Origin of the sequence: Spongiimicrobium salis (assembly GCF_043678055.1) — a bacterium.
Lineage (GTDB): Bacteria > Bacteroidota > Bacteroidia > Flavobacteriales > Flavobacteriaceae > Spongiimicrobium > Spongiimicrobium salis.
On sequence record NZ_JBHEQA010000001.1, the window covers coordinates 983,538 to 1,003,078 of the forward strand.

Annotated in this window: 22 protein-coding genes; 9 read left to right on the plus strand and 13 right to left on the minus strand. The window is 34.3% G+C overall.

Features of this window, described 5'->3' with window-relative positions:
* Positions 1-32 precede the first annotated feature (32 nt).
* From ACEXOE_RS04505 to ACEXOE_RS04565, 13 genes are all read right to left on the minus strand, one after another.
* On the minus strand, positions 33-875 hold the full coding sequence (locus tag ACEXOE_RS04505; RefSeq protein ID WP_394747536.1) for a helix-turn-helix domain-containing protein: 843 nt from the start codon (positions 873-875) through the stop codon (positions 33-35).
* Between the two features lie 99 nt (positions 876-974).
* Positions 975-1,727 carry an SDR family oxidoreductase gene (locus ACEXOE_RS04510; RefSeq protein ID WP_394747537.1) on the minus strand — a complete coding sequence of 251 codons (753 nt, stop codon included), beginning with the start codon at positions 1,725-1,727 and terminating at the stop codon, positions 975-977.
* Positions 1,728-1,946: 219 nt separating this feature from the next.
* On the minus strand, positions 1,947-2,621 hold the full coding sequence (locus ACEXOE_RS04515; protein WP_394747538.1) for a ZIP family metal transporter: 675 nt from the start codon (positions 2,619-2,621) through the stop codon (positions 1,947-1,949).
* A gap of 437 nt (positions 2,622-3,058) precedes the next feature.
* Positions 3,059-3,973, minus strand: coding sequence for an MBL fold metallo-hydrolase (locus ACEXOE_RS04520; protein WP_394747539.1), 915 nt, complete (start codon positions 3,971-3,973; stop codon positions 3,059-3,061).
* Positions 3,974-4,177: 204 nt separating this feature from the next.
* Entirely contained in the window at positions 4,178-4,807 is a 630-nt protein-coding gene (locus ACEXOE_RS04525) for an NAD(P)H-dependent oxidoreductase (protein ID WP_394747540.1), read from the minus strand.
* A gap of 85 nt (positions 4,808-4,892) precedes the next feature.
* The gene (locus tag ACEXOE_RS04530) at positions 4,893-5,321 is read right to left on the minus strand and encodes a nuclear transport factor 2 family protein (protein WP_394747541.1); all 429 of its coding nucleotides are present in this window, start codon (positions 5,319-5,321) and stop codon (positions 4,893-4,895) included.
* Positions 5,322-5,343: 22 nt separating this feature from the next.
* Positions 5,344-6,378 (minus strand): NADH:flavin oxidoreductase, encoded by a 1,035-nt coding sequence (locus ACEXOE_RS04535; protein ID WP_394747542.1) that lies wholly within the window; start codon positions 6,376-6,378, stop codon positions 5,344-5,346.
* A 96-nt stretch (positions 6,379-6,474) separates the two neighbouring features.
* Positions 6,475-7,521 (minus strand): DUF2911 domain-containing protein, encoded by a 1,047-nt coding sequence (locus tag ACEXOE_RS04540; RefSeq protein ID WP_394747543.1) that lies wholly within the window; start codon positions 7,519-7,521, stop codon positions 6,475-6,477.
* Between the two features lie 60 nt (positions 7,522-7,581).
* On the minus strand, positions 7,582-8,004 hold the full coding sequence (locus ACEXOE_RS04545; RefSeq protein ID WP_394747544.1) for a YybH family protein: 423 nt from the start codon (positions 8,002-8,004) through the stop codon (positions 7,582-7,584).
* Between the two features lie 236 nt (positions 8,005-8,240).
* Positions 8,241-9,320, minus strand: a complete 1,080-nt coding sequence (locus ACEXOE_RS04550; RefSeq protein WP_394747545.1) for a zinc-dependent alcohol dehydrogenase — start codon at positions 9,318-9,320, stop codon at positions 8,241-8,243.
* A 74-nt stretch (positions 9,321-9,394) separates the two neighbouring features.
* Positions 9,395-10,180: a hypothetical protein gene (locus ACEXOE_RS04555; RefSeq protein ID WP_394747546.1), complete on the minus strand. Its 786-nt coding sequence runs from the start codon at positions 10,178-10,180 to the stop codon at positions 9,395-9,397.
* 60 nt (positions 10,181-10,240) lie between these two features.
* Positions 10,241-10,906, minus strand: coding sequence for a peroxiredoxin-like family protein (locus tag ACEXOE_RS04560; RefSeq protein ID WP_394747547.1), 666 nt, complete (start codon positions 10,904-10,906; stop codon positions 10,241-10,243).
* Positions 10,907-11,089: 183 nt separating this feature from the next.
* A complete protein-coding gene (locus tag ACEXOE_RS04565) occupies positions 11,090-11,665 on the minus strand; it encodes a Crp/Fnr family transcriptional regulator (protein ID WP_394747548.1) in 576 nt (191 codons plus the stop codon).
* Positions 11,666-12,284: 619 nt separating this feature from the next.
* Between ACEXOE_RS04565 and ACEXOE_RS04570 the strand changes: the two genes are divergently transcribed.
* The 9 genes from ACEXOE_RS04570 (at position 12,285) to ACEXOE_RS04610 (ending at position 19,436) form a co-directional block, all read left to right on the plus strand.
* On the plus strand, positions 12,285-12,968 hold the full coding sequence (locus ACEXOE_RS04570) for a DUF6624 domain-containing protein (RefSeq protein WP_394747549.1): 684 nt from the start codon (positions 12,285-12,287) through the stop codon (positions 12,966-12,968).
* A gap of 162 nt (positions 12,969-13,130) precedes the next feature.
* Complete coding sequence (locus ACEXOE_RS04575; protein WP_394747550.1) at positions 13,131-13,727, plus strand: RNA polymerase sigma factor; 597 nt, start codon at positions 13,131-13,133, stop codon at positions 13,725-13,727.
* Positions 13,724-14,173, plus strand: coding sequence for a hypothetical protein (locus ACEXOE_RS04580; RefSeq protein ID WP_394747551.1), 450 nt, complete (start codon positions 13,724-13,726; stop codon positions 14,171-14,173). Before ACEXOE_RS04575 ends, ACEXOE_RS04580 begins: the two co-directional genes overlap by 4 nt.
* Positions 14,174-14,234: 61 nt before the next feature.
* Positions 14,235-14,612, plus strand: coding sequence for a hypothetical protein (locus ACEXOE_RS04585; protein WP_394747552.1), 378 nt, complete (start codon positions 14,235-14,237; stop codon positions 14,610-14,612).
* A 106-nt stretch (positions 14,613-14,718) separates the two neighbouring features.
* Positions 14,719-16,206 (plus strand): serine hydrolase, encoded by a 1,488-nt coding sequence (locus tag ACEXOE_RS04590; protein WP_394747553.1) that lies wholly within the window; start codon positions 14,719-14,721, stop codon positions 16,204-16,206.
* A gap of 138 nt (positions 16,207-16,344) precedes the next feature.
* A complete protein-coding gene (locus ACEXOE_RS04595; RefSeq protein ID WP_394747554.1) occupies positions 16,345-17,088 on the plus strand; it encodes a hypothetical protein in 744 nt (247 codons plus the stop codon).
* Between the two features lie 30 nt (positions 17,089-17,118).
* Positions 17,119-18,171, plus strand: a complete 1,053-nt coding sequence (locus ACEXOE_RS04600; protein ID WP_394747555.1) for a sensor histidine kinase — start codon at positions 17,119-17,121, stop codon at positions 18,169-18,171.
* Positions 18,164-18,934, plus strand: coding sequence for a LytR/AlgR family response regulator transcription factor (locus ACEXOE_RS04605; protein WP_394747556.1), 771 nt, complete (start codon positions 18,164-18,166; stop codon positions 18,932-18,934). Before ACEXOE_RS04600 ends, ACEXOE_RS04605 begins: the two co-directional genes overlap by 8 nt.
* A 304-nt stretch (positions 18,935-19,238) precedes the next feature.
* Entirely contained in the window at positions 19,239-19,436 is a 198-nt protein-coding gene (locus ACEXOE_RS04610) for a hypothetical protein (protein WP_394747557.1), read from the plus strand.
* Positions 19,437-19,541 lie beyond the last annotated feature (105 nt).

A 19,541-nucleotide genomic window follows, 5' to 3' on the forward strand; every position in this document is an offset into this window, starting at 1 on the left:
GGAGTAAAAGTCCGTAGATATGGACTTTAAGTTCAAAGTATATTATTATGACGATATGCTGTAGGTGAGCTTCCTATTTTCTTTTTAAAAATTCTTGTGAAGTATAATGGATCATTGAATCCTACGCCATAAGCAATTTCACTAACAGGCATTTCTGTGATTTGAAGCAATTCTTTAGCCCTTTTGAGCTTTTGATCTATTATATAGTTATTGGGTGTATCGTTAAATACTTTTTTGAATTCTCGTTTAAAAGAAGATAAGCTTAAGTTGCATAATTTTGCTAACTCATCCAGACCCAAATTTGAATAACGATGTAAATCAATAACTTTTTTTACTTGTACACTTCGAGTTGAATACAAATCTGAAATTAACTCTTGTATAGAACATACATTTTTAGATTGTATAAGTAATAAAATGAGTTCTTTTATTTTAAGTTCAAGAAGGTCGTCGTTTATTAAAATAGGATTTTCGAAATAAAATTCTAAGGATTCAATAAATCTTGAAATAACTTCTTTAGAAACTACGACTTCACTTTGCTCATTACAATCATTTTTCTCTATAACTTTAGGGAGCTCTTTTGCATATAGCTTTTTAAGTATCTCAGGGTATAGATGAACAACCATAACTTCGACCTCTTCATTATCGGTTTCTTTCAAAATTTCTAAAAAGTGGTTGCCACATTTTAATAATACAGCTTCTTGACTATTTACCTGAACATTCTGATTAGCAGACATTAACTTAGGTGCTCTATCCTTATAATAGATAAAACAGCCACTATTTTCAAAAATCGCTTCGTATTTAAATGGAGTTCCTATCTTCAGCTTTTCAATAAGGACTTTGTCATGGTATTCAAATGTCTGTCGGTCAAGAATCATTTAATTCTATTTATACTTGAGTTTAAATAAAAAATCCGTATCCAAATTTAAATAACAATTTGATGTGTTCTCTAAATTTAAATACGAATCATCATAACTTTAAAAATCTTGTAAAGTTGGACGAATTACTATTTCGTTTACATCTACATCTTTAGGCTGTTCTATTGCAAAAGCAATAGTTCGAGCAATAGAATCTGAAGGAATAGCAATCTCATAAAAATCTTTTACAAAATCTGAACTTTCTTTATGAGAACTACCATGTTTTAATTCAGAATCTATAAGCCCTGGCTCAATGGTAGTTGTTCTAATATTTCCTCCAACCTCATGACGTAAACCTTCAGAAATAGCACGAACGGCAAACTTAGTACCACTATATACTGTACCACCCGGACTAAATACTTTTACCCCTGCAACAGAAGATAGATTAATAAAGTGTCCAGATTCTTGTTTCTGAAAAATTGGCAAAGCAGATGCTATACCGTACAAAACACCTTTTACATTGATATCTATCATACGATCCCACTCATCTACTTTAACCTCACTCATTGGTGCAATAGACATTAGACCTGCATTATTAACCATTACATCTAATTTACCAAACTCGCTTATAGCTTTATCTACTAAATTTTGTACTTGTTCTTTTTGAGTAACATCAGTTTTTACAAAAATAGCTTGACCCTTAGCTTCTGCATTAATTTCGTTTGATATGGTTTGTAAACGATCTTCTCTACGAGCGCCCAAAATTACATTCGCTCCTTTAGATGCTAAATGACGTGCTGTAGTTTCTCCTAATCCACTACTAGCTCCTGTAATTACAATTACTTTTCCTTCAATATTATTCGCTAAATTCATTTTTAATTTTTTAATTTTTATGTTAAGTATTTAACTTTGACAAATTTCGGGTTAGAGAAAGGATTTTAAATGGACAAACCGTTCTTAGAGATGGATAATTAGGTCAATATGTAATTGATAAAATTTGAAGTGTCATCACAAAAAAATCAAGATTCCATATAGGGGTCTCCCCAGTTCTGTTTATAAAGAACCAACTAGCTTAACTTTTTTTAAGAATATTTAAATGAAATGGGCAATTGATATGCCCAGACATATCATTAATAGCTTAGATACATTGAATTTATGACCTTCACCAGTTTCAAATAGAATGGTTGTCGCAATATGTAAAAAGATACCGATTACTATAGCATTAATTATATCTATGTGTTCAGCAACTAAAGCAGTATTATTAGAAATGTAAGTACCAAAAGGTGTCATTACTGCAAAAACTACCAAGAAACCGATAATCTGAACTTTGTTGTAGTTAGATTGAAATAAAAATGAAGTTATTAATGTAGCAATCGGAATTTTATGAATCAAGATACCGTAAACCATATCGTTATGTTCATGTATAGGAAACCCTTCTAAAAAGCTATGGATACAGAGACTGATAAACAATACCCATGGAAACTTTTTATCTTTATTATGTACATTCGGATGACCATGTTCAACTCCTTTAGAGAAAAATTCTAAAATAATTTGCAATAGAATACCTAACATTATAAACAGACCCGTTTGTTTTGAATCTAAATGATGATAGACTTCAGGCAATAAATCAAAAAGCGCTAATGCCAATAGAAATGCGCCACTGAATGACAATAAGAGTTTAGTGCCTATTGATTTTTGCTTTATAGTAATAAACGCGATGATTACACCAATAAAAATGGCAATGACTGGAAGGAAATAAGAATTCATTTCAATATCATTTAAAATTTGGGCTTAGTTTTATACTATTTGTTTAGAAAAACGTAAACCAGCTTTATTAATTAATAACAAGGCAAATTTGGTTCATGTTTAAGAGGAATAAAATGATGTGTGGTAAGAAAAAGGCTTGACTTTCATCATAAATAAATCTTGATTTATATCAAGGTTTATTTAATAAGTATAAACTGGTAAACTTAAGATTATCTCTCCTGCAGATAAGATTATTAGATAGGTTCGCTCTAGTGACTCGAACTTTTACACGAAAATAGCAGTTATTTTAGTATTTCTGATAGGGTGAGTATTTCGGAACTATCAAAACTATTAACGCAAAGTAATTTATAAAACCGATAACGAGTTACGTCTATGAAAGCAATACAACTATTTGATGAATGAGACCTTGGTATTTATGCCAAGGTCTCTTCATTTTTTTATAAACCATAACGCCACTCTTCAGGAACGTACGCGTAAGAGTCATCAGCACGACGGTCAACGTAACCAAACGAAGGAAAAGGAATATGAGTTGCAGTGATTGCGGTGCGATCTGTTGCAGCCATGTCAAATAGTCTCTTACGAGTTTTGATAAGATCTTCAGAGCTGTAATCCCAGATAGCTACTGCTTCAGGATTAGGAAACTGAATGGCCGCGCTTATTACAGTATCACCTACGATGAGTAGACTTTCGCCTTCACTTTCAATACGGTAGCCTGTGTGGCCAGGAGAGTGTCCAGGTAGGGGGAATGCAGTGATACCATCACCCAGATACGTTTCGCCATGGAACGTACTGATGCGACCATCATAGGCTTTTTTCCATCCACGTCCCAAATCGAACCATGACTTCGTAATTTCTACGGCCTTAGATTGAGCTTCTGCATTCGTCCAGTAATCCAACTCGATGCTTTCGACGTGAATTTCTGCATCAGGAAGAAGCATACCACCTTCACTTGTTAAAAGGCCAGCGATATGGTCAGGGTGCATATGGGTAATCAATACCTTGTCGATATCTTCAGGCTTTAGTCCAACTTGAGAGAGGTTGCCTGGGAACAACCCTGCGTCAGGACCAAACAATTCAGCAGCACCACTGTCTACAAGAATAAGTTTTTTACCTGTATTGATCAAATAAGCGTTAACGCCATTACGGATAGATCCAGGTGGCTGGAAAGCTTGTGTCAAGTATCCATCAAGCTTATCAGCACCAGGATTGGCCCATATTTCATGACCTAAGTCTACGTATCCATCACCTAGTACAGTGATTTCAAAGGAACCTAGTTTTCGTCGGTAGATCTGCGAGACCTGAGAACCTATCTGAGGTACTGCAGGACGTTTTGTTTTTTGTGAATCAGTCATAATATTAAAATTTTATTATTTGTTAAAATTGACTTTGTAAAGATATGTGGCATTTGAAAAGGTAAATATGACGGATGTTAAGAAAACAGATTGATCTACATCAAGAAACAAAATTGACCTATATCAATGGAGGTTCATCCAGTATTCTAAACCTAAGTAAATGAATCCATCTTTAATCATGAACCGATTAATTAGTAAGTAAGCTTATATTTTTTCAAAAATGGCCTCAAGAGGTTTTCTAATTTTTTTTGCGTTTTGTGTATGGTCTTCTTCACTTCTATATCCAATTGCCAAAACTACGCTAGCGTTAAGCCCTTTATCTTTTAAGTTTAAAATTTCACTGTAGGCTTCTGGGTCAAAACCTTCGATAGGTGTACTGTCTAATTGAAGTTCTGCACAGGCATTTAAAGCATTAGATAACGCGATGTAGGTCTGTTTGGCCGTCCATAAAGGTTTTTCTTCCGCTGATTTTTCTTTCATTTTCATTTTCATAAAATCACTAGCATCCTTTAAGTCAGCGACCTGTACACCTTGTATTTGAGCCTTTAAATTTATATAGGCCTCGACGTCTTCATCTGTAATATCATTATAACCACAAAAAACAAACAAGTGAGAGGCATCTGTAATTTGAGGTTGCCCCCAAGATACGGGCTTTAGCTTTTCTCGTATAACGGGATCTTCAACAATAAGAACCTTAAATAATTGCAATCCGTAAGACGTGGCTGATAATTGAATTGCTTCTTTGATCTTTTCTATATCTTCAGAATTAACTTTCTTCGAACTATCATATTGTTTAGTGGCATATCTCCACTTTAAATTTTCGATTAATTTCATTTTAATATTTATTAAATTTTTACTGATTTTTTTATTAATTACTTTTAATGGTCTTCTCAAAGTTGCATTAACTCTTTGATAAACACTATTCAGAATCTTGTCTTGTATGAAATATTTTACTCACTATTTTCCATTGCTCTTCTACTTTTAATATATGCATGAAGTCAACGTATGTAAATGTTGGGAATTGAATCTCCAACTGAGCACTAGCGGTATTTCCTGCAATATTCACCGAAACAACCCTTGTTTTTATTTTTTCTTTATATGGAGTTCCATCCATTCCTTTAGTTAACCCCTCGATAGCATTCACTTCTTTGTAATCTTTGCCGATCCATTTCATGGTTGCTGTAGGATGAAAAGCCTTTGTAAGTGTCTTAGCATCGTTATTTACAAGACCTGTGAGATAATAATTTAGAGTTGTTTCAATACGCTCTAAATCTGTTTGTTGCGCATGAGTTTCTGTTGTAATTGTCATGGTAATTACTGTAATGAGTGTTATTAGGATTTTTTTCATGTGTTTTGATTTAGAGTATGATTTAATTTCTAATAAAGTCAGGCCAAGATGATTTCATCATTTCGATAAACTTTGGGCCTAATCCTTCGTTCTTTAAATGTGCAATAGAAACTGGTAATTGTTTTGAGATAAAGTTGTCATCTTTCATAACTCTAAGAGGAAAATCGTGATGAATAATTCCCGACCTTCCGATAGCAACAAAATCTACTCCTGAATTAAGAATCTCACGAACTTCTTTACCTCCGTTGATTTTGCCAGCTACTGTTAGTTTAACATTTTTATAATCTAGCTCTAAAAAATGATCGAGTAAACTTTTATTCGTATCGGGATGCCCTTCTGGTTTTTTAAAGACATCCCATAGTGACATGTCTAAAAAATGAATTTTGCCTGAATCAATAAGTTGTCGCGCTACTAATTTTATTTCATCTAATACCATTCCATATCCCTCTGGAGATAGTCTTACTCCAACCAGAAAGTCTGCACCACAAACTTTATAAATACCAGCTGCAATTTCAAAAATTAATCGTGCTCTATTTTCTAGACTTCCTCCATATTTATCATTTCGATGATTCGTTTCATTGCTTAAAAACTGTGCGAGTAAATAGCCATATGCAGCATGGATTTCCACACCATCATAGCCTGCTTTTTTTGCTCTTAGTGCTGCAGCAATGAAATCGTTTCGTAGCTCTTTTATCTCGGTTAAAGATAGCGCTCTTGCATTAAGTTCTATATTGTCAGAAGGCCCAACAGCTTGACCCTTGATAAATTCTTTTGGAGATCGTATTCCTCCATGAAAAAGCTGAATTACAGCAAGACTTCCATAGGCCTTAATGTTTTCTGTTAATCTTCGATGTCCTGAAAGTTGGGTATCCGAATGAATACCTAACTGTCCAGACCAAACTTTACCGTTGGCTTGGACGTTCGCAGCGCAAGTCATTACCAATCCAAATTGTCCTTTGGCTCGCATGGTTAACCATGTTAACTCCTGGTCAGATACTATTCCATTATCATGACTCTGTTTATTGGTAAGCGGTGCTAATATGAATCGGTTTTTCATGCTAATTCCGTTTGCAAAATGCAAGACCTCATTAGTTTGGATGGGATTATTCGTTTTCATGAAATTGAGCTAAAATCATCTAGTTGTTATTTAGAATTAAATACCCTCTCCTTTTACTAAGCGTTCTTTATATTTTACGAATCTAGATTTAAAATGCTCTGGAGTATCAGTTCCAGTTGCTTCTAAAGCCTTCAAAGCATTTGCATAATCTTTTTTAGCCGAATATGCTCTGGCCAACCCATAATGACTTGGAAAAGCACCATCATTATTTTTGACATTTGCTTGCATAACTTCTATCGCTTTATCTACTTGACCATTTACGATAAAGCTTAATCCTAATTTATAAAGTTCCTCAGCACTTCCTAATGGAATAGATTTTTGTAACATGTTATTTGCTTCAGCATTCTTTCCTTGTTTTTCTAAGATTTGGGATTTCAAAGAAAGATTACTAAATGTTTCTTTACTGAAAAAACTACCTTTAATAGATGCATTAATCCATTCTAATGCTTGGGTTAATTGTCCAATACTAAAAGCATAATTAGCAGCACTGTCCCAAGTAGACTGTTGAAATCCTTTAGGATTCCTTAAATCATTACGAATTCCTTCCATCACAATTTCATCTACTGCTACGTCAATTTTAAAAGGTATCTCTTTAGTACCCCAATGCAAAGAAACTGTTGTATTATAAGGCGTAACCGAATCAAAACTATATGTCAACATTTCGGCACTAGTATTTTTATCTATTGAAGTAACTTTAAAACGAAGTACATCCTCATTTACATCATAAAAATACGAACCCCAAGAAGTAGTATTAGAGGATAGGATAATCATCACTTCTCCATTTTCTTCTGGCGCCATAAACAACGCATATTTTCCTGCAGAAACTTTATTTCCTTGTATGCTAACCTCATGTGTGAAATTAATTGTGGTATTATAATCTGAACCCGCTCTCCAAGGTGCTGCTTTAGAAGTTCCAAAACCTAAATAATTAAAGCCATATGGCACTAAATTGCCCCAGATTTTTCTACCTCTAACAGAAGGTCTGTTATAATGAATTGTAATATCTGTAATTCCTACACGTTGTCTAACCTCTGCTTCAGGACTAGTAGCAGGTAATGTAATTTGTGCTTTTAAATTTGACATATTAGAAAAATAATTAAGATTAAAAGATGGATGAAGTATTTTTTTATGATCGATAAATTGCTATTTATCAATAGATGTTAGGGTTGGATCTGCATTCCAAATATCGACAGCCATTTTCCATTCTCCTTTTTCATTTTTTTTCCAAATAGAAACAACTTTTTCAAATTTATTTACAGTGTTGCCATCTTCATCATCAAAATTCACTAACATTTTGTCTATGGTATACCCTAAATCGCCACTAGTAGATACAAATGCTTCTTGAGGTTCCCATTTGACGCTAAAACTAGGTAATGATTGAAACTCTTTTAATACATTCCTAATTTTTTCAGTTCCTCGCAAAAGAGGTTGATCTGGAACCATCATGATACCATCTTCTCGTATAAAGCTAAAATATGCTTCGGTAGAAAATGCTGCAGACCATTTTCGACTGGTTTCTATTAAATTGATTTCTTCTTGTTTCTTTTGTTCTATTCTTTGCTCCATAGTTTGCTCATTTGTACAGGAGACTACTAAAAGTCCTGTTGCTATAATTGTAAATAGTGTTTTTAACACCTTACTTCGTGATTTTAACTGTTTTTTACTGGCATAGTGAAAATAAAAAATAGTGTTTCTCAGAAGGAATAACCTTCTAGATAAAAAATGCGTCAAAAAAGGCTTTAAAAGAACCTTTTTCGACACATTAATTTTGAAACAATTTTATCTTTTCATCACAAAATATTTTAAGGACGTAATGCTACTTTAAGCGTTCCTGAGGTGCGATCACGCATTAAATCATAGCCTTTTTCTGCTTCAGATAATGGTAGAATATCAGTAAAAATTACACTAGGATCAATAACACCTCTTTCTACTATAGGAAGTAATTTTTTCATATAGGCCGCTACATTTACCACACCAGTGTGAATGGTAATATTTCTAAACAAAGCCGATGAATATGGCTGATCTACTGGTTCATATAGATGTCCAAATCCTAGGACACTTATCGATGCACCAGCTTGAGTCATTTCCATACCCTGTGAAATTGCGGTTTTATTACCAACAGAATCGATAACAGAGTTTGCACCTCGACCTTCTGTAAGTGATTTTACAAATGCTACTGGATCTTCATTTTTTGAATTTACGACATGCGTCGCTCCAATAGTTTTAGCTAATTCTAATCGACTATCATGACGACCTACAAGAATAATAGTAGAAGGACCAAATAATGTTGCAGCCATAACTGCACTAAGTCCTACAGCACCATCACCAATTACTACCACGGTTTCTCCTGTTTTAATATTCGCATTTAATGCACCATGATAACCAGTAGCAAAATTATCTCCTAGCGGAAGAACTTTTGTATCATGTTCATCTCCGGTTAAACCTTCTGGAAGTTTGAATAATGATGAATTAGCATAAGGTACACGAATATATTCTGCTTGTCCTCCTTGGATATCATCACCTCCATGTTCTGCAAAAAGTGGTGTTCCAAATAATCCTCCGTGATCACATGCTGAAGGTAAATCACGTTTACAATAGTAACAATCTCCATCAACGAACATCGCAGAAGCCACAACACGGTCTCCAACTTTTAAGGTATGAACATCCTTTCCTACTTGGTCTATGACGCCCACAAATTCATGTCCTATTCGCATTCCTTCAAATAAGCCCATTTCTGGTCCATTTTGAGTAAACTCTAAATCAGCTCCGCAAATACCAGCAAGGGTAATGCGTACGATAACATCATCATCTTTTAATAATTGAGGTTTTGGTATATCTACAACCTCGATTTTTGCTCTTTCTTTATATGCTACTGCTTTCATTTTTTTATTATTTAATTTGTTTTTAATTTACTTTTCTAGGTATTAAAATTGTTGATAGATTTGAATAGAGAGGCTTATTTCTGAATATTCTCTAAATTGTATCCATTATTAAACTTTATATTATTGGTAAACTGCTCGGTCCATGATCCTTCCAACGTATTTCCATCCCAGTCAGCGGGCGCATATTTACGGTATGTTGATAAATAGACACCATCTATTTTCTCATACGTTACTTTCATTATGCTTGGTTTAGTAATGCCGAATCCTGTTGCATTGTATAGAAATTGATCTACTCTATAGGTTTTTGGATTAATATATAAGATGTATTTATCGGCACTAGATTCTCCTATATTATCTCCAAAGGTCATCTCAACAATTTTATAGTTTATACTATCAACATTTCTAGAGGGTAACATTTTGTGATTCACCCCTGGGTCAGATAGTTTGAACATCATGGTAAACCAGTAATAGTTGGTTTTTCTAAGAATGTGACCAATAAATGCAGGTTGCTGTTCTGTAATAGTTTTCCCATCTATTTTAGATACAGAATTTTTACCGTTAAAGTATTGTGTATACGTTTTACCAGGCATTTGCGGTAAGGCATAAACCTGTCTTTTGGTATATTCTGCAAAGGAAACTTCTCCATCAAAAATATACCGCTCTTTAGAAATATCTTCTATATTCTTATCTTCTACTTTAAATGTATAATCAAAGGATACATCTTTTAATTTATGTAATGCTATTTTGCCACCATTGGCCTCTACTACTTTTGCAATTAGTTCTTTTGCTTCTTGGGCTTGAACTGAAAATGTGAATGTGATTAATACAAATGATATGATTTTAAATATTACTTTTTTCATGATAAATTAATTACTGTGGTTTTACTTTGTTTTTATTGTGATTAAATTTTGAATAGATAGTTATTTTTTGTTTAAAGCATTTAAAACATCCTTGGGCTCCACCCGATTTCTGTAGTCACCTCCTTCTGTTTTTGCAAAAGAAATTATACCATCTTTTTCAATGATAAATGTGGCAGGGATGGGGATTTCACTTTTCTCATCACAGTTATAACAATCGTAATCGTATCCTAATTCTGCCATTTTTTCTAATGAATTTTCTGGATTCTCATGGATTGTGGTAAACTCCTTTGAGACAATATTTCCGTTGTCACTTAAGATTTCGAACTGCAATGCATTTTTCTCTTTTATATTTAAAGAGGCATCAGGTGTTTGTGGAGAAATAGCTATCAAAGTTGCTCCTGCTTTTTCTATTTCTGGAAATACGGTCTGATACTGACTTAGTATTAAGTTGCAATACGGGCACCAAATGCCTCTGTAAAAAGTAAGAACAACTCTTTTTGTTTTTAAAAGTTCATAGAGGATCACAGACTCATTAAGGGCATTTAAAAGCCTAAAATTGGGTGCTTTATCACCAGCTTTAAGTTTTAAGATAGAAGTATACTCCTTTTCTATTTGTTCAGCATCTGAGTTAAAAACCTCAAATGCATCAACAGGAAGTGTATGCGATAACTTTTCTTTTAATTCCTCAGAGTCTTTTTTATATGAAGGAATTGCTTTTTTATTCATTACTACTAATTTTGTTTTAGGAATGAGCGTAGGTTTTTTAAATTTCCTATGTGCTCATTATCTATTTTTGAATAGTTAATAATAGACATGACAAAGTTGCGCCATACGTGAAGAAGTAAATATGACGTATATTAAGAAATGCGCTTGATGTTTATCAAGCTATAAAATTGATTTAAATCAATTTTATGATTTCGAACGGATTCTACTTATTGATTCAGGGGAAATTCCTAGATAAGATGCTAAAACGTACTGTGGAACTCTATTAGCTATTTGAGGATATTTATTTACATACTCCCAGTATCGTTCTTCTGAAGTTTTACTAATATTGGTAATAACTCTTTGATTTGAAAAAGACAAGGCTTTTTCTATATACAATCTAAAGTATTGACATAATGAATGAATTTTTGAGCAAAGTTCTTCCACATCATCATATTTCATTTGTATTATTATCGAATCTTCTAGGGCTTCGGCAAAATACTGTGCAGGAGTTCTATTTAAGTAACTCTGAAAGTCTGTGAAAAACCAATCTTCTATCCCAATACTTACTGTATGTTCTTTTCCATCACCATCTAAATAAAAAACCCTTACAGCACCTTTTACTATATAGTTTCGATATTCTGATACAAAGCCTGGTTGAATGATAAATTGCCTTTTTTTTACTCTAGTGATTTTTAATATTGAAGTAAACTCTGCGATTTCACTATCTGATAACTCAACATATCTGGCAACATGATCCAATATTTCTTTGTATTTACTCATCAATTTACATTTTTTAACTTATAATCTAGTGTTGGGCCAAAGCTCATTACCATGATTTATCCAGAAACTATCTAATAGGGTCCAAAGGTAATCTTTTTACCTAATATGCTTATATTCAATTCTTATTAACATGATATGTTTGAAGGTTATTAATTATTTCAAACAACTACTTTCAATATAACATTAAATCATATTTAAATACAGTAATAGATGTAAGCACTATAGTAGATACTTAGATGTTTTTTGCAAAGTTTAATTTTCATATACACCTAAAAGTCAATTAGTTAAAAAAAACTTGAAGAAACAGGGTCAAGTTAGGCTCATAATCCAAAAAAAATTATATCTATTCGAAAAACATTTTAAAAATAACTCATTCACTTTTATTAAATTAAATACCTCTCAATTGAAATAGGTGCTTCTGATATGAAATGATTTATTGATAATACTTTCAATATCTTCCTTCAAAAAGTTCGAATTTTGCTGCCTTGACTCCACCTCAACTGTAGAAATAAAAGGGGCGTTAACACCATATGATACATATCATCTTAGTGATTTACAAAAGTTTCAAGAGATTCTTAACTTGTATTGACAAATCTATGTTACGATATCCCTTAAAATAATGAAATATATATGGCCTTTTTTTCTGCTAATAAGTCTATTCGGGTGTTCCAATAAGACAAAGACAACGGATTTAGCACATCCAAAACCTCTAAGCAGCGCCTATCTCATCGCATTTTTGGATACTATTTACAGAGCAGAACAAGAACCCATACGATTAAGGGATTCCCTGGCTGAAAAGTTTGGTATGGAATCTGAAGAAAGAAGAATTCAAAATGAAATTTACAAAAAGAACCATATTTTAAATGAAGCTAAAATAAAAGGCTTGTTATCCAACTATGGCTGGCCTTCAAAAGATAGTATCGGGGAACTTGGCAGCCTCACTATTTGCAATGTGCTACAACATTCTAGCCCAGAAGTAAGGGTACAGTTTTTACCCATGATGAGGGAAGCTGTTCTAAGTAAAAAACTTGACCCTCGGTTTTTGGTAAGGGCCGAAGATCGCATTGCCACAGACCGGGGTGACCTTCAAATATATGGAGGTCAGGTAAAGTATTATCCAGAAACCAAACGCTTTGATGTGTGGCCCGTATATGATCCTGTCAATATAGACAAGAGACGGGCCAAGATAGGTTTAGGACCCATAGCAGAACATTTAAAAAATAGATTTAATATCCCATGGGATCTTGAAGAACAGATCAAGAGAAGCGAAGAATTTGTAAAAAACCGAAATAGGAATAAATGATTATTCCAGGGTATCAAATTGAAGAAAATGTAGCGCCTTAGGACCCTCCATACGAAACTATTGTTCCCCTCAAAATACACACAGCTTGCGTCTCAATGTATTATTAAAGATCAATTTGCAACCTTTTTCCAAGTTTAGGGTCTAATTTATCATACAAGATAAATGACTCAAGGCCAATCTACAGATAAAAAACTTGTAAAGGAGGTATTAGAAGGAAATTCTAAGGCCTTTAAAACTATTATTGCGAATACGCAAGGTCTGGTCATTCAGATCATTTATAAAATGATTAAAAACCCGGAAGACAGAAAAGATCTGGCCCAAGAAGTTTATTTAAAAGTTTATGATAAACTCGCAAGTTTTAAGTTCAATTCAAAGCTCTCTACCTGGATCGGCACCATTACCTATAATAGTTGTTTAAAATTTCTTGAAAAGAAAAGAATACCCATACGCAGTGTCATTGATGAAGACGGAATAGAATCATGGGATGCCATAGAAAAAGGAGCTAAAGATCATAACAGCAGCCCCACTGAAACAGCACTTTTTAAAAAAGAGAGCTCCGAACTCCTTGTTTCGGCCATAGAAAAACTCCCTCCCTTATATAAAACAATCATCACCCTATATCATAAGGAGGAATTAAGTTATAAGGAGATTGGCAAAATCACAAATTTACCAGAGGGCACGCTAAAGAACTATCTCTATCGCGCAAGAAAACAATTGAGAAAAAAGCTATTACAACACTACAAAAGGGAAGATTTATGAAACATAAACATTTAAGTGACCAAGACATTCAAGAGTTTACATTTGACCTATCCCAATGCAGCCCTGAGGTTATACAGCACCTATCCGTATGTGAAATATGCAAAATGCGATCGGAGCACTATTCCTCTGTATCCGAAGCTCTTGAAAACTTACCCGATCCGATCCTTGATTATAATTTGGCCGATGAAGTTGTAAAACAATTGGAGCGAAGCTCAAAAAAGGAGACGGCACACCATTATTTCATCTATTTTATCATTGCCTTGGGAGGTGCCCTAATTATATCATGTTTATTTTACTTTAAAGAAATTTTTATTGAAGTATTTAAAAGTAATTCGGCCCCCTTAACATCACTTATCATTGGTATTGTTCTCTTGATTTCTGTAGGAGCAATACTAGACATGCTGCGATCATACCATCAAAAAATAAAAATGTTGAATTATGAATAGCCTTTTGCAACATTTAGGCAAGTCAGGGGTCTAATTAATTAATACGTTAAAACAATCTAAAATGAAACCGATATTCACCGTACAAATCTCCCGCATTGACCCGGACGTTTATAAAGTAATTGTTATCATTTTTATAATAGTCTTAGTCATGTGGTTTATCATGAAAATTCTAAAAACCATGCTGAACCACAGATTAAAAAATAGGATTATAGATAAAGAAATACCCCAAGAACTAGCTTCTTCTATCTTACATAGAACATCGAACAGCGAAATACACCAAAGCGTTAAATGGTTCGCCATTTTAATAAGTACTGGAGCAGGGTTGTTTGTAACAAATCAATACTTGCCTTTAGGCCTACATTCTATTGGGATAATGACCATAAGCATTGCGCTTGGATTTCTAGTATATACCCTTTACTTAAAGCTCTTCGGAAAGTAACCTAAAAGATTCCCTCCCATTTTTTAAACTACACATTTAAGGGCCTCCTGATATTGAGGTCATGGAACCCTATGCCCAATTGTGGGCGACGTAAATCGATAAAATCATGAAAAAAACACCATTATCCGCCTTCCTTATCGCACTTGTATTCTTCGGTTCATTAGTGACGAATGCACAACAAATTAGCGGCCATAACCCGTTAAAAAGTAAACTTGACAATTACCTCAATGCAGGCGTGGAAAACGGTTTTTCCGGATCTGTACTTGTGGCTCAAAAAGGTAAGATCCTCCTTGCCAAAGGTTATGGAATGGCCCATAAAGAAAAGAATATCCCTTTTACCACAACCACAGTTTCTACTATTGGATCGGTTACCAAACAGTTTACGGCAACGGCGATCTTAAAATTGGTGGAGTTGAATAAACTAAAAGTAACTGATAGCATACATCAATTCTTTAACAATCTGCCAGAGGATAAAAAGAACATTAGCATACATCAATTGCTGACCCATACGGCCGGATTAGTAGATGTTATTGGCCATGGAGATTTTGATGATATTCCCAAAGATCAATTTTTCAAAACCTTATTTGCCACGACGCTGCTGCACCAACCTGGGTCAAAATATGCCTACTCCAACTCGGGATATAGTATTTTGGCCAGAATTATTGAAATCGTTTCCGGCCAAGACTATGAGCATTTTTTAAACCAACATTTGTTTAAACCTGCTGGTATGCGTAAAACGGGATACTTTATTCCGCACTGGAACGAAGATACGGTTGCCAATGGATATTATCACAATATCACCAATGTAGGAACTATGCTATCGCGCTATGAAAAAATGGAAAAAGTAACCTGGACGTTAAAGGGTAACGGAGGCATTCATTCCACAATTGAAGATATGTACAAATGGTATCTAGCGTTAAAAAATAACACCATCTTGCCCAAAGCATTGTTTGAAAAATTAACGATGCCCTATGTCTTGGAGTACGAAGGACAATCTAGTTATTATGCCTATGGTTGGGCCATTTACAATTCTGACAGAGACACAAAAATCATTAGCCACAATGGCGGAAATGCCATCTTCTTTCATGATTTTATATGGTTGCCCAAAGAAGATGTTCTTATTCTATTATTTACCAATGCCAGTAGTAGGGAAAATGAAGTTGCTTGGCCTATTAAGCGAATGCTATTTGACAAGAATTTTCAGGCTTCCCCCATAAAAAAGAACCTATATCATTTCGTTTGGGATCATTTAGCCGTGCATGACCTACAAGAGATCGATCGCCTTATGGCAAGAATCAAAGAACAGTATGGTTCTTATTTGAGGAATTCAGAACGTCTAAATGACCTTGGGTATACTATTTTAAGGACAACTAAAAATTCCGAATTAGCCGTAGCATTATTTCAATTAAATACAGCGCTCTTTCCGAAAGAAGGCAATCTTTGGGATTCCCTTGGGGAAGCCTATTTGGCAAATAATCAAAAAAAAGAAGCCATTCGGAGTTATACAAAAGCGCTGCAATTGGCCCCTAAAGAAGATTGTCACTGGTGCACATCCTCCCATAAAGCGCTTAGGGATTTAAAAGCCCAGGAATAACGCATTCCCTACAATATTTCGCTATATGCTATTCTTCCTTAGTTCTATCTAATTTTTCCTGCGTTCGCCAGAAACTCGTTTTTTCAGCATGATATCCAATGTAGTTTTGGGGTATTATTAATCATTAAATCATGTATTATGAAAAGTAAAAAGAACGAACTTATTTTTTTAAGAACATTTGCCCTTGCCATGGCCTTGGGAATATTGACATTTGCTTCGGTGGCTTTTACGCATTCCGGCAATCAAAAATTTGGGACTATCGATGCAGAACGCATCAATATTGTGGAGAACGATGGAACGGTTAAAATGGTGATCACCAATGCAAATCACTTCCCTACCGCTGGAGATAGCATAAATAACAGGGTATACCACAAACGTAAAAAGCGTGCAGGAATGTTATTCTTCACCGAAGATGGGAAAGAATGTGGCGGTTTTATCTATGACGGTACTAAGACAGAAAACGGTCATAGCGCAGGTCTTTCCCTAACCTATGATCAATACGATGGAGATCAGGTCATGCAATTGATCACCACAGACGATCAGGTTGGAGAGGAAAGGTATAAATCCGGGCGTCTTGTCTTTAATGATCGTGGAGATAAAGAAACCAAGGAAAGTATGACGGAAATCTCAAAAGAATTAGAAGGCATAACAGACCGAAAAGAACGACGTAAAAAATATGACGAATACCGAAAAAAAGGACTCATAGGGTCGGTACCACGGGTTGCTCTTGGGCAAACACCTGGAAAACAAAATGGCCTATTTTTATATGATGATAACGGGAGACCACGAGCCAAGTTTATTGTAGATAAGGATAATAGTGTTAAACTTGTAGCCTATGACGAAAAAGGAAATATCATCAGCTCTTGGCCCGAAAAAAAATAAATTGGAATCTTTGAACTTTTCCCAATCGAGATGAAAAAAGTCATGCAATACCTCAAAGAAAATCAAGCCTTTATCTTCTTCCTGTTTATTTTTAGTTGGATTTTCACCCTTAAGAATAAAATTGGATACGCCACATCTTGGAGTGATTTTGTCTTTCACCCTGATGCGCCATTTTGGGTTTTTATTCAGGCAGTTTTAATTTTTTTGTTCATAGATTTTGTAAAGAACAAAGCGGATAAAGATAATGCGCAAAAGACACCATCCATTAAACGATATTTCAAGTTTTTCGCAACAAGTCTTATCGTCTATTTGTTTTTTTCAAATCTATTCGGGCTTTTTATTTCTTTAATTTTCAATAACTTCTCTAGAAATTATAGTTCTTCTTATATACTGACCTATAAAGTCTTTAATCAAATTATTGATTTCACTATTTTTGGCGGATTTTCTTTGGCTTATCTGTATTTCAAAGAAAACAAAAACTATAGGAAGCAACTAAATGCCTATGAAATAGGCAATGCCAGAAGCAAAATACAACAACTCAAAACACAGTTAAATCCGCATTTTCTCTTTAACAATTTGAACATTTTAGATCAGCTCATCGAGGAAGACAAAGGGAAAGCGTCCAATTTTTTAGGTCGTTTTTCAGAACTGTACCGCTATGCCCTAAGGAGCTCTGATAGAGAACTCATTGCCCTACAGGAAGAATTGTTATTTACCCAAAACTATTTTGAATTAATGGAGACAAAGTATCAGGGGTACTATAAGCTAATTATTGCAGAAAGTATTTACGGGTCAAATACCATAGTTCCTCCGTTTTGTCTTCAAGTATTGGTAGAGAATGCTATCGTGCATAATCTAGGAACAGCTCAAAATCCTATAATCATTAATATTGCACTTGAAAATGGGATTAAAGTCAGTAACAATAAAATAGCACAAACCAGAAAGAAAAAAACCAATGGTGTGGCCTTAAAAAACCTAAATACACAATTTCAATTATTGACCAATAACCCCATTACCATTGAGGAATCTGAAATTGATTTTGCGGTTAGCTTACCTCTTATTAAAATGAACACTAATGATTAAGGTAGTAATTATAGAAGATGAAGCTCCTGCGAGAAAGAAGCTTAAAAATTATCTGGGAAGAATTGGAACATCGCTTGAAGTCGTAAAAGAAATAGAAACCCTTGACGAAACCCAATCATTTTTTGAAACCGCTCCCGAAGTTGATTTAATTTTCTCGGATATTGAATTAAGGGATGGTAATGTGTTTGAGGTGTACGATCAAATAACTCTAGATTGCCCCATTATTTTTGCTACGGCCTATGATCAATTCTGGATGAATGCTTTTGAGACCAGTGGCATTGAATATCTGTTGAAACCCTATTCCTTTGATCGTTTTGAAAAAGCCTGGCAAAAATATACTTCCTTAAAAAACAAAATAGGGATTGGCCATAATGAACTCTTTAAAAAATTGGATGCCTATTACCAGAGCAAGGTAGCCGTGAAACCGATTTATAAAGAGTACATTCCGGTAAAATCCAGCAATAGCATTTACTTCTTAAGAGTGGATGATATTGTGTTTATACAAGCAGATTACGGTGTTGTTTTCGCCTATGATTCGGCCAACAAAAAGCATCTCTTAAACCAAGCTACACTAAAAGAGATACAGGAGGTCCTCAACCCAACAAGCTTCTTTAAGATCAACAGAAGTGAATTGGTCAACAGAAATTATATTGAAAAGATAGATCGCTATACCAAAAATGCGGTAGTTATTCACCTAAAGTCGCACCGCTTGAAAACGAGTCAGCGTACTACCGCGTCCTTTAACGCTTGGATGGGATTATAGGTAGCATTGCTTCATTAAATAAATCGCTCACCTATTGCGAGGAGAAACTCTTGACTTCAATTATGTCAAGGCTAAACCCTACTTGTGCAATAAATTGATTATTAAAAAATGATGCCTCACCTAAATGGAATATTAAATGGAGCTTATTTCCTTATTTAAGAATACGGTTGTCGAAAATCCATGTTAAAAAGCAAGTATCTATAATTTTTAACATTAAATAACTTACATTTAACAGCGTAAAAACCTAAATATTTATACCTTTAGAAGGTTGGTTTATTAAATATTTTTAACTAAAAAAATTATCATGAAGAACATCTTGAAAATCCAGGGAGTTAAGGAATTAGGAAAAAATGCTCAAAAAGCGCTTTTAGGCGGTTTTATAACAGAATATGTGGAACATTGCGGTTTAGGTTCCAATGGTCTAGCTTGTTTAACAGGCTTGCCACATTGCCCTACTGGTTTTTGTACAAACGGTGTATGCTCGCCTACAACGAATGGATAGAAGGCATTTCCGTTACATTATAAAATAGGCAGGTTATTCGCAATAACCGTTTAAGTAGGTAATTCTGAAAAGCTGTATAACAACTTATTCCAAATAGATTATGTT

Bases quoted from the DNA above. Each gene is read 5' to 3' on its own strand.
- ACEXOE_RS04515 (WP_394747538.1), bottom strand. From the start codon at position 2,621: ATGAATTCTTATTTCCTTCCAGTCATTGCCATTTTTATTGGTGTAATC.
- ACEXOE_RS04570 (WP_394747549.1), top strand. From the start codon at position 12,285: ATGAAATATATATGGCCTTTTTTTCTGCTAATAAGTCTATTCGGGTGT.
- ACEXOE_RS04580 (WP_394747551.1), top strand. From the start codon at position 13,724: ATGAAACATAAACATTTAAGTGACCAAGACATTCAAGAGTTTACATTT.
- ACEXOE_RS04550 (WP_394747545.1), bottom strand. From the start codon at position 9,320: ATGAAAGCAGTAGCATATAAAGAAAGAGCAAAAATCGAGGTTGTAGAT.
- ACEXOE_RS04590 (WP_394747553.1), top strand. From the start codon at position 14,719: ATGAAAAAAACACCATTATCCGCCTTCCTTATCGCACTTGTATTCTTC.
- ACEXOE_RS04520 (WP_394747539.1), bottom strand. From the start codon at position 3,973: ATGACTGATTCACAAAAAACAAAACGTCCTGCAGTACCTCAGATAGGT.
- ACEXOE_RS04575 (WP_394747550.1), top strand. From the start codon at position 13,131: ATGACTCAAGGCCAATCTACAGATAAAAAACTTGTAAAGGAGGTATTA.
- ACEXOE_RS04540 (WP_394747543.1), bottom strand. From the start codon at position 7,521: ATGTCAAATTTAAAAGCACAAATTACATTACCTGCTACTAGTCCTGAA.
- ACEXOE_RS04565 (WP_394747548.1), bottom strand. From the start codon at position 11,665: ATGAGTAAATACAAAGAAATATTGGATCATGTTGCCAGATATGTTGAG.
- ACEXOE_RS04535 (WP_394747542.1), bottom strand. From the start codon at position 6,378: ATGAAAAACCGATTCATATTAGCACCGCTTACCAATAAACAGAGTCAT.
- ACEXOE_RS04530 (WP_394747541.1), bottom strand. From the start codon at position 5,321: ATGAAAAAAATCCTAATAACACTCATTACAGTAATTACCATGACAATT.
- ACEXOE_RS04555 (WP_394747546.1), bottom strand. From the start codon at position 10,180: ATGAAAAAAGTAATATTTAAAATCATATCATTTGTATTAATCACATTC.
- ACEXOE_RS04560 (WP_394747547.1), bottom strand. From the start codon at position 10,906: ATGAATAAAAAAGCAATTCCTTCATATAAAAAAGACTCTGAGGAATTA.
- ACEXOE_RS04585 (WP_394747552.1), top strand. From the start codon at position 14,235: ATGAAACCGATATTCACCGTACAAATCTCCCGCATTGACCCGGACGTT.
- ACEXOE_RS04510 (WP_394747537.1), bottom strand. From the start codon at position 1,727: ATGAATTTAGCGAATAATATTGAAGGAAAAGTAATTGTAATTACAGGA.
- ACEXOE_RS04545 (WP_394747544.1), bottom strand. From the start codon at position 8,004: ATGGAGCAAAGAATAGAACAAAAGAAACAAGAAGAAATCAATTTAATA.
- ACEXOE_RS04505 (WP_394747536.1), bottom strand. From the start codon at position 875: ATGATTCTTGACCGACAGACATTTGAATACCATGACAAAGTCCTTATT.
- ACEXOE_RS04605 (WP_394747556.1), top strand. From the start codon at position 18,164: ATGATTAAGGTAGTAATTATAGAAGATGAAGCTCCTGCGAGAAAGAAG.
- ACEXOE_RS04600 (WP_394747555.1), top strand. From the start codon at position 17,119: ATGAAAAAAGTCATGCAATACCTCAAAGAAAATCAAGCCTTTATCTTC.
- ACEXOE_RS04595 (WP_394747554.1), top strand. From the start codon at position 16,345: ATGAAAAGTAAAAAGAACGAACTTATTTTTTTAAGAACATTTGCCCTT.
- ACEXOE_RS04525 (WP_394747540.1), bottom strand. From the start codon at position 4,807: ATGAAATTAATCGAAAATTTAAAGTGGAGATATGCCACTAAACAATAT.
- ACEXOE_RS04610 (WP_394747557.1), top strand. From the start codon at position 19,239: ATGAAGAACATCTTGAAAATCCAGGGAGTTAAGGAATTAGGAAAAAAT.